Annotated in this window: 7 protein-coding genes; 6 read left to right on the top strand and 1 reads right to left on the bottom strand. The window is 60.7% G+C overall.

Annotated features, from left to right (window positions below; genetic code table 11):
- Window positions 1–113 precede the first annotated feature (113 nt).
- Together L248_RS08325 and L248_RS08320 are read left to right on the top strand one after the other, a co-directional pair.
- A complete protein-coding gene (locus L248_RS08325) occupies window positions 114–2,660 on the top strand; it encodes a TIM-barrel domain-containing protein (RefSeq protein WP_022529729.1) in 2,547 nt (848 codons plus the stop codon).
- Window positions 2,661–2,678: 18 nt separating this feature from the next.
- On the top strand, window positions 2,679–3,602 hold the full coding sequence (locus L248_RS08320) for a nucleoside hydrolase (RefSeq protein WP_022529728.1): 924 nt from the start codon (window positions 2,679–2,681) through the stop codon (window positions 3,600–3,602).
- 359 nt (window positions 3,603–3,961) lie between these two features.
- Here L248_RS08320 and L248_RS15200 read toward each other — a convergent pair whose 3' ends face one another.
- Window positions 3,962–4,600 carry a hypothetical protein gene (locus tag L248_RS15200; protein ID WP_022529727.1) on the bottom strand — a complete coding sequence of 213 codons (639 nt, stop codon included), beginning with the start codon at window positions 4,598–4,600 and terminating at the stop codon, window positions 3,962–3,964.
- Window positions 4,601–4,847: 247 nt separating this feature from the next.
- Here L248_RS15200 and L248_RS08310 point away from each other — a divergent pair, with 247 nt between their 5' ends.
- Genes L248_RS08310 through L248_RS08295 form a run of 4 tightly spaced genes read left to right on the top strand, consistent with a single transcriptional unit; the run spans window position 4,848 to window position 8,607 of the window.
- Window positions 4,848–5,678, top strand: coding sequence for an ABC transporter permease (locus tag L248_RS08310; RefSeq protein ID WP_022529726.1), 831 nt, complete (start codon window positions 4,848–4,850; stop codon window positions 5,676–5,678).
- Entirely contained in the window at window positions 5,671–6,474 is an 804-nt protein-coding gene (locus L248_RS08305; protein ID WP_022529725.1) for an ABC transporter permease, read from the top strand. Before L248_RS08310 ends, L248_RS08305 begins: the two co-directional genes overlap by 8 nt.
- Before the next feature lie 13 nt (window positions 6,475–6,487).
- Entirely contained in the window at window positions 6,488–7,522 is a 1,035-nt protein-coding gene (locus L248_RS08300; protein ID WP_040535734.1) for an ABC transporter ATP-binding protein, read from the top strand.
- Between the two features lie 35 nt (window positions 7,523–7,557).
- Window positions 7,558–8,607 (top strand): ABC transporter substrate-binding protein, encoded by a 1,050-nt coding sequence (locus L248_RS08295; RefSeq protein WP_022529723.1) that lies wholly within the window; start codon window positions 7,558–7,560, stop codon window positions 8,605–8,607.
- Window positions 8,608–8,691: the final 84 nt, after the last annotated feature.

Genomic DNA, 8,691 nt, shown 5'->3' with positions numbered 1-8,691 from the left:
AGCCGTGCCCACCACGTTCCAGCCCGTTTTGCCGGAGCTTGCGGAGCTTTGGCACGGAGTTTGGAGAGGTGTGTCATACTCACTCGGGGCGGCACCAGAAGGAGGAATTCAGCATGGTCCAAGATCCCCAGGCCATTCAGCAAGAAACGTATCACGACGGTGTATTAACGGTGGCCACCAGTCATCTCCACGGCCGCCTCAGTTGGGTGAACGACCACATCCTGCGGGTGCAAGTCAGCCAGACTGATCAGTTCCCGACCCACCCGACGGTCCCCGCCGCTGTGGCCGTCGACAAAAACAATGACCAAACCGTGGCCACCGGCGGCAGCGGGCAAACGGCCGAGACGCCCATCGTGATCGAACACGATCAGTATACGCTGACCACCGCCGACCCCTACCAGGCGGATTGGCGCAAGGCCGACGGCAGCTTGGTGATCAGCGGCCCCCACGGCCCCATCACCACGCTGCGCATGCCCACCTGGGAATATGACGAACAGGGCTGGCTGGCCCGGTTCAGCTTTTCGCCGGACGAATACTTCTTCGGCGGCGGCACCCAGAACGGCCGCAGCGCCCTGCGCGGCCAGCGGGTGACCATTGCCAACACCAACGTCTGGACCGCCGGCGGCGTCGCCTCCCCGGTGCCTTTCTTCTGGTCCACCGCCGGTTACGGTGTCTTGGTCAACACCTTCACCCCTGGCCATTACGACTTCAGTACCCCGGCCCGGGGCGTCATGATCAGCCACGAGGACCCAGTCATGGATCTCTACATCATCCTCGCCCCCGACCCGGCGCGGCTGATCCACGGCTACCACGAACTCACCGGTAAGCCGCTGCTCGCGCCCCGCTTCAGTTTCTACCCCGCCCACCTGAACGCCTACAACCGGGACTACTGGCTGCCGGTAACCAAAGAATCGGTCGGCGCCATCCTCTTCCCCGACAATCAATGGTATAAGGAATACCAGCCGATCAGTGAGAAAACCTTCAATACCGGCTACCGCGCCGGCACGATCACGGTCAACGGGCAAAAGCTGGTGCCCAACAACGGGGCGGCCCCGGTGCACTTTACCGAGCACGATGCGGACGGCAACCCCAGCGGGGCCGTGCACGAGTCTCTGAACGGCGAAGGCGCCAGTGCCCAGTTTTCTGCCCGAGCGGTCCTGGACCGGTACCTGCAAAATCAGCTGCCCATCGGCTGGTTCCTGCCTAACGACGGTTACGGCGCGGGTTACGGCCAAACGGACAGCCTGGCCGGCGACTTGGCCAACCTGCACCGCTTCACGGCCTATGCCAATGATGCCGGTGTCGCGGTGGGCTTGTGGACCCAGGAGAAGCTGCACCCCGATGACCCGGAGCACCCCCAGAAGGGCGAGCGGGACATTGAAAAAGAAGTGGGCACCGCCGGCGTCGCCGCGGTGAAGACCGACGTAGCCTGGGTCGGCGAAGGTTATACCTTCGGCCTCCACGCCACCGCTGACGCCGCGGCCGCCATGACCAAGTATGGCCAGGGCCGCCGTCCGTTCATCATGAGCCTCGACGGCTGGGCCGGCAGCCAGCGTTACACCAGCATCTGGAGCGGTGACCAGGGCGGCGACGACTGGGAGAATATTCGCAGCCACATCGCCACCTACCTGAGCACCGGCCTGTCCGGCAACCCCAACGTGGGCAGCGACATCGACGGCATCTACGGCGGCAGCGACCCGCTGATCCAGACCCGGGACCTGCAGTGGAAGAGCTTCACGCCGATCCAGCTGAATATGGACGGCTGGGGTACCCAGCCGAAGAACATGGGCCTGGTCTTCGGCAAGCCTTACGTGGACATCAACCGCGCGTATCTGCAATTCAAGACCACCCTGATGCCTTATCTCTATACGCTGGCCCACACGGCCCGGGAGACCGGCGCGCCCATCGTGCGGCCGCTGTTCTGGGCGGAACCGGACGCTTACACTTACGGCAGCGACACGGATACCGAATTCCTGCTGGGGGACGACCTGCTGATTGCCCCCGTGACCGGCCCTTACCGGTTGCAGAAAGACGGCAGCGCTCAGGTGCCCCACCTGTACCTGCCCGATCCCCACAGCTCCTGGACCGACATCTTCACCGGTCGGCGCTACAACGGCGGTCAGACACTGGCCGACTACCCGGCACCCTTGGCCCAAACACCGATCTTCGTGCGCACGGGAGCCCTTCTGCCCCGGGTCCCGGTCCATCTCACCCCCGGCACCTATCCCCACGACACCCGGATCCTCACTTACTTCCCCGGTCCGCAGCCCAGTGAGACCGCCGTGTACAGTGATGACGGGGCCACTTTGGCTTACCAAGACGGTCAGTCCGCCACGACCCGCATCCGGGCCACCGACGACGGCCGGCGCATGATCATCACGGTGGGCGCCACCCAGGGCACCTATACCGGTCAGGATCAGAACCCGGCCTTCATCCTGCAAGTGGCCACGAACGCCCGCCCTCACACGGTCCAAGTGACCGCCGGCGGCCGGCCCACGAAGCTGCGGGAGGCGCTCCAGCCTAATCCCACCGGGGCCAACTGGGCCTTGGGCGAGCTGAGCGAGTGGCCCCTGGCGGCGATCGCCCCGCGCACCGGCATTACCGTGACTCTGCCTAACCAGGCCATCACCACCGAACAGACCATCATCATCGATTATTAAGCGAGAAAGGAGTATCCCATGTCCATCCCCGTTATCATCAGCACCGACCCCGGCATCGACGACGCCGTCGCCATTAGCATCGCTCTGGGGGCGCCGGACCTTGACGTCCAGCTCATCTGTCCCACCGCTGGCAACGTCAGCCTGGCCCACACCACGGACAACGTTAGAAAGCTCCTCACCCTCCTGCACCGCGCTGTACGCATCGTCCCCGGCAGCGACCGACCGCTATTGCGGGTGCCTATCAACGCCGGCGACATCCACGGCACCAGCGGCATGGCTGGGTACGATTTCCCAGTGCCCACCGTACCGGTGGACACGACAGTCTCGGCCGCGGCGGCCATGCACGACGTGGTGGCAAACGCCGCCGCCCCCGTGACGATCGTCGCCATCGGCCCGTTGACCGACGTGGCGCTGTACCTGCACCAATACCCCGGGGACCGGGAACAGATTGGTCGAATTGTGCTGATGGGCGGTGCCCTGGGCCGGGGCAACTACGGCGTGCTCTCCGAGTTCAACATGGCCGCCGATCCGGAGGCCGCGGCCATCGTCTTCAGCGCTGGCGTCCCCATCAAGATGGCCCCGCTGGAAGTCGGGAACCAGGCCAAAATTATGCCCAACGTGACCGCCCAGATTCGTCAGCTCGGCACCGTCGGAGACATGTTCTACCATCTATTTACCCACTACCGCGGGGGCAGTGTGCAGACGGGCCTGAAGATCTACGATGCCCTCGCCGTGGGCCTGCTGTGCCGACCGGACCTGTTCACCCTGGCCCGCACCCACGTGACCATCGAGCGGACGGGCACTTATACCGCCGGTGCCACCCTGGTCGATCTGGCCGACCGGCTGCATTTGCCGGCGAACGCGGATGTGGCCACGGCGGTGGACGCAGCCGCATTTACGGACTGGTTTGTGGGGGCAATCCGGCAGGCCGCGCCCCAATAATCGTTACACGCAGCGCAGGACACTTTTTCACAACCTCTTTTGCGTGGAATCCCTGTTTCGTTGGTAAATAAAAACAACCAGGCTCTTCAGCACACCGTCGGTGATGTTGAAGGGCCTGGTTGCGTTCTCGCAGTGATTCATTCAAAAAAGTCGCGGTTTGCAGCATACCGAAACCGCTTTATTTATATGACGAATAGCACTAGCGACGCTGTAAAACAATAAAAAGGCACTAGTGAGCAAGTGCCGGGCACCCCGAATGTGTGAGTGCAAATAAAGTGAATGTGACCTGCGCTTGTTTCGGTGGATTTTCACAGTTACCATAGTCGCTACTTACTTGGGTAAACTCTGCGTCCTCATTGTCAGAACGTGTAATTGGTATCAACAAACAGATTGTCGACAAACGCGGTGGTACGGGCCATCCCAATCGTGATTGCTGCCGCCTGGCCTAAACTGATGCGTTGCGGGTGTGAAACCGTCACGGCGGCCGGTCGCTGAATCGCCCCATTCAAGGTGAGGTGAATGATGTTGGGATCGATCAGCATGTAATTGAGTTGGCCGACGAAATTCAACCGGCCGGCTGAATAGCTGGTGTAATTGATCATTTTGATACCGCGGAACAGTCCGCTTTCGCTGGTCGTGCAATAGAAATAGACGGTCCCGGCGTCATAGTGTTGGGGAGAGCGTGCGGGAGATGCATTCATCAGGGCCACGCGGACGACGGCATAGGACGCAGCGGCCTTTTTAGGACGTGCCTTGACTGAAACGGACGGTAACAGTTTGCTCTTGGCTTGTGCAAGCGAGATCCCTTCTTGCTTCGCCAGATAGTGAATCACCTGCCTCTGCGTCATCGCGCTCTGGGCCACGGCCTCAATGGGGGCGGCGGCCGCTTTGGTGAGCGGGGCATCGTCAGCCGCGCTGGCTTGACCCGCCGATAGGCAGACACCGGCCAGCAACAAGGCACCCACGGCGGTGATGCGCCAATGGTTGAAATGTTTCATAATTGTCCTCCCGCGAGTTGTGCTCGCAATTTTGGTGACAGCGCTTACCTAGCCCAATTATCGCATGGACCAGTCAAAAGCTCCAAGAACAATGCTTACACCAGCCAACCGATTGAGTTGAGAAGAAAACGGCAATTCCCGAACATTAAGCGAATATCTAATGCAATTTGTCCTTTTATTGTTCGCTTTTTCGTGGTACCCTAAACACATCATCTTTAAACCGTCGTGTTTACAGAAAGGATGCCTCATGTCAAAAGCCAACCGGTTCTTCTTGCTGATCCCGGCAACGTTAGGAATTCTCGTCTTTGCCCTCTTCCCCTTGTTGCAAATCGCCATTCCCACGGTCACCAGCGGGGCAAACCCGATCGCCCTTTACAGTCAGTTTCTGCAAAGCCATTACGACCTGCAAGTCATATTCCGAACATTGACGATCGCCGTCATCACGACCCTCGTGACCGTTCTCCTGGGCTTGCCCACCGCACTGTGGATCAGCCGCCAGACCACGGCGTGGCGCCAGGTGCTTTCTGTCATCATTCTCTTTCCCATCTTGACGAATGCCGTGGTGCGGAACTTCGCCTGGATCATTATCCTGGGCAAGAACGGGGTGCTGAACAACCTGCTGCAGGGGCTGCATCTGATCAGTGCCCCGCTGACCCTGCTGTACACCGACAGTGCCATCGTCATCGGCTCGGTCTATCTCTTCCTGCCGATCATGATTACCACCCTGGTGGATAGCGCCAACGGCTTGAATCCGGAGATTGAGGAAGCCGCCGCCGTCCTGGGGTCCCGGCCCTTCACTGTGCTGCGGGAGATCATCCTGCCCCAAATGGCGCCGGCCATCCTCACCGGGGCCATCCTGGTCTTCGCCGGAGCGATGACGGCCTACACCACCCCTCAGTTGCTGGGCGGTAACCGCCACCTGGTCATGTCCACGCTGATTTACCAGCAGGCCATGACCCTGGGGAACTGGACGACGGCCAGTGTCGTCGCCATCGTCTTGATTGGCTTGTCTCTCCTGGTTTTGGGCCTGCTCCGGTGGTACACCGGGCGGCTGGATCGGCGGGTGCAGCATGCTTGATCGGCATAACCGCGTCCTCCAAATCATCGGGGTCATCGTGTTGGCCCTGCTTATCCTGCCCTTGGGCATCGTGGTCGTTACATCCTTTGGCACCGAAGCGACCATTTCGTTTCCCATTAAGGGTTTCACCCTGGCCTGGTACGCCAACATCTGGACCCAGCCGGCCTTCGTCAGCGGCTTCCAGTCCAGCCTGACGATCGCCTTGCTGGCCAGTCTGCTGGCCCTGCTCATCGGGGTGCCGGCGGTCTACGCCCTGACCCGCTTCAATATTCCGAAGCAGGGCTGGTTCCAGACCCTCTTTCTCAGCCCGACCCTGATCCCGGAGATCGTCATCGGCTTCGCCCTGTACCAAACACTGGTCATCTCCTGGCGCCTGCCGCTGTGGCCCAGCCTGCTCATCGGCCACTTGCTGCTGTGCCTGCCCTACGTCATCCGATTGGTGACCAGCAGTATGCTGCACCTGGACCCGCACATCGAGGAGGCTGCCTGGACGCTGGGCACCAGCCGGCCCCACGCGTTCTTCACCATCGTGCTGCCCAACATCCGCACCAGCATCGTCGCCGCCTTCATGCTCTGCTTCATCAACTCGTTCAACAACATTCCCATCTCGCTGTTCCTGAACGGGCCCAGTCAGAACATGCTGCCGACAGCGATCCTGAACTACTTGCAGAACAACTACGACCCCACCGTCTCGGCCCTGTCTGTCCTGCTGATGCTCTTCACGGCGGCCTTGATGATTTTAATGGAACGACTGCTCGGCGTGGGCGCTTTGACCACGACCGGCACGAACGCATAGGAGGTATTTGATTTTGGCCCGATTGACGTTAGAAAACTTAGCCATGACGTACGGCCACGGCGATCCGGTACTGCACGACTTATCCCTGGCCGTCGCCGACGGTCAGCTTGTTTCCCTGCTGGGCCCTTCCGGCAGCGGCAAGACCACCACCCTGCGAATCATCGCCGGCCTGCTCCAGCAGACCAGCGGCACAATCAAGGTGGACGACGACGATATCAGCCGAGTGCCTGTCTACAAGCGCGGCCTGAGCATGGTCTTCCAGAGTTACGCCCTCTTCCCCCACCTCACCGTCTTCGCCAACGTGGCGTACGGCTTGAAGCGGCAGCGGATCAGCAAGGCCGAAACAACCCAGCGGGTCACGGCCATGCTGGCCACCACCGGCCTGAACGACTTGGCCGAGCGCTATCCCCAGGAACTCTCCGGCGGCCAGCAGCAGCGGGTGGCCCTAGCCCGGGCGCTGGTCGTCGATCCCCGCCTGCTCTTGCTGGACGAACCGTTGAGCAACTTGGACGCCAAGCTGCGGGTCAGCATGCGGGAAGAAATCCGCCGCCTGCAGCTCCAGCTGCACACCACCACGATCTTCGTCACCCACGACCAGGAGGAATGTTTCGCCATTTCTGACAAAGTGGCCGTCCTCAACCAAGGCAAGATTGAGCAGTATGCTGCCCCGGAAGAAATCTACCACCACCCGGCGACCGAGTTCGTCGCCCGCTTCATCGGCTTCGAGAACTTCCTGCCGGTGAACGGCACCGTGGCCGACCACGCCTACCGCGTCGGCGACCAGACCGTCCGGGTCAACGTCGCCACCGACGGCGCCGCCAAAGTCTTGACCATTCGCCCAAACCAAATCCGACTGGTCCCCGAAGGGCCGGAAGTCTTAAGCGGCCAGGTCACCATCCGCACCTACCTGGGCAGTGCGTACCGGTACACCGTGGACAGTCCCCTGGGGGCGCTGCAGATTGACGGTCCCACCGAGGCGCCGGTCGCCGTGGGCGCACCGCTGCACTTCACCTTGCCCGCTGAGCACTTATTGCCGTTGGAAGCTTGAACTAACACAAATTAGGAGTGTGCAAACTAATGAAAATGTTCTCCCGTGTCGCCCTGTCCGCTGCTGCCCTGGCTGTCGCCGTCCTCTTCGCCGGCTGCGGCAAACAAGCCAATGCCGCTGGCGGGAACCTGTCCGTCTCGACGTTCGGCCTGTCTACGAAACAAATGACGAATGACGTTTTCAAACCCTTCGAGAAAAAGACCGGCACGAAGATTCAGAGCCAGTTCGGCGACAGCAGTCAGCGGTTCACCCAGATCGCCCACAACCCCAATGCTGGGGTGGACGTCATTGAGCTTTCTCAAAACAACGCCTTGACTGGGAACAAGAAGAAGCTGTTCAAAAAGCTCGACGTTTCTAAACTGAAGAACTTCAAGACCTTGAATGCCAGCCAGCAGAAGCTGGCTAAAGAAACCAATTCGGTGCCTTATACGGTGAACAGTATCGGCATCATCTATGACCCGACCAAGACCGGCAAGATCACCTCGTGGGATCAGCTCTGGAGCGGCAAGTTGAAGGGCAAGATCGCCATTCCCGACATCACCACCACCTTCGGCCCGGCCATGCTGTATGTCGCCGGCGACCACGCCGGCACCGCCGTCACCAAGGATAACGGCGCGGCTGCGTTCAAGGCCTTGGCCAGCCTCAAGCCCAACGTCGTGAAGACCTACACCCAATCTTCGGACCTGGCGAACATGTTCAAGTCCGGCGAGATCACGGCCGCCGTGGTCGGCGACTTCGCGGTCGATATGATTCAGTCCGCCGACAGTCACGCGGTCTACACCGTCCCGGCCAGCGGCACTTACGCGAACTACGATACCGCCAGCATTCTGAAGACCACCCAGAACACCAAGGCGGCTTACGCTTACCTGGATTACCGGCTGAGCAAGACCGCCCAGACCAAGGTGGCGGCGCCCCAGTCCTTGAACAATGCGCCCATCAATGATACCGTGCAGCTGAGCAGTGCCAACGCTAAGAACAAAACTTACGGTGCCATTGCCAAGCGGGCGAAGACAATCGACTTCGACTACGTGAACAGTCATTTGAGCGGTTGGATCAAGAAGTGGAATGCGTTGATGAACAAGTAGGGTGGCGCTTCGCCCGGTTGGTGAATTGGACGAGGACAAAGCTGCGTTGTGACCCTAACGGCGCTCCGCACGCTCGTCGAAATT

The sequence above is a fragment of the Schleiferilactobacillus shenzhenensis LY-73 genome (assembly GCF_000469325.1).
In the GTDB taxonomy this organism is placed as follows: Bacteria; Bacillota; Bacilli; order Lactobacillales; family Lactobacillaceae; genus Schleiferilactobacillus; species Schleiferilactobacillus shenzhenensis.
This window is presented reverse-complemented; position numbering and strand designations above follow the sequence as displayed.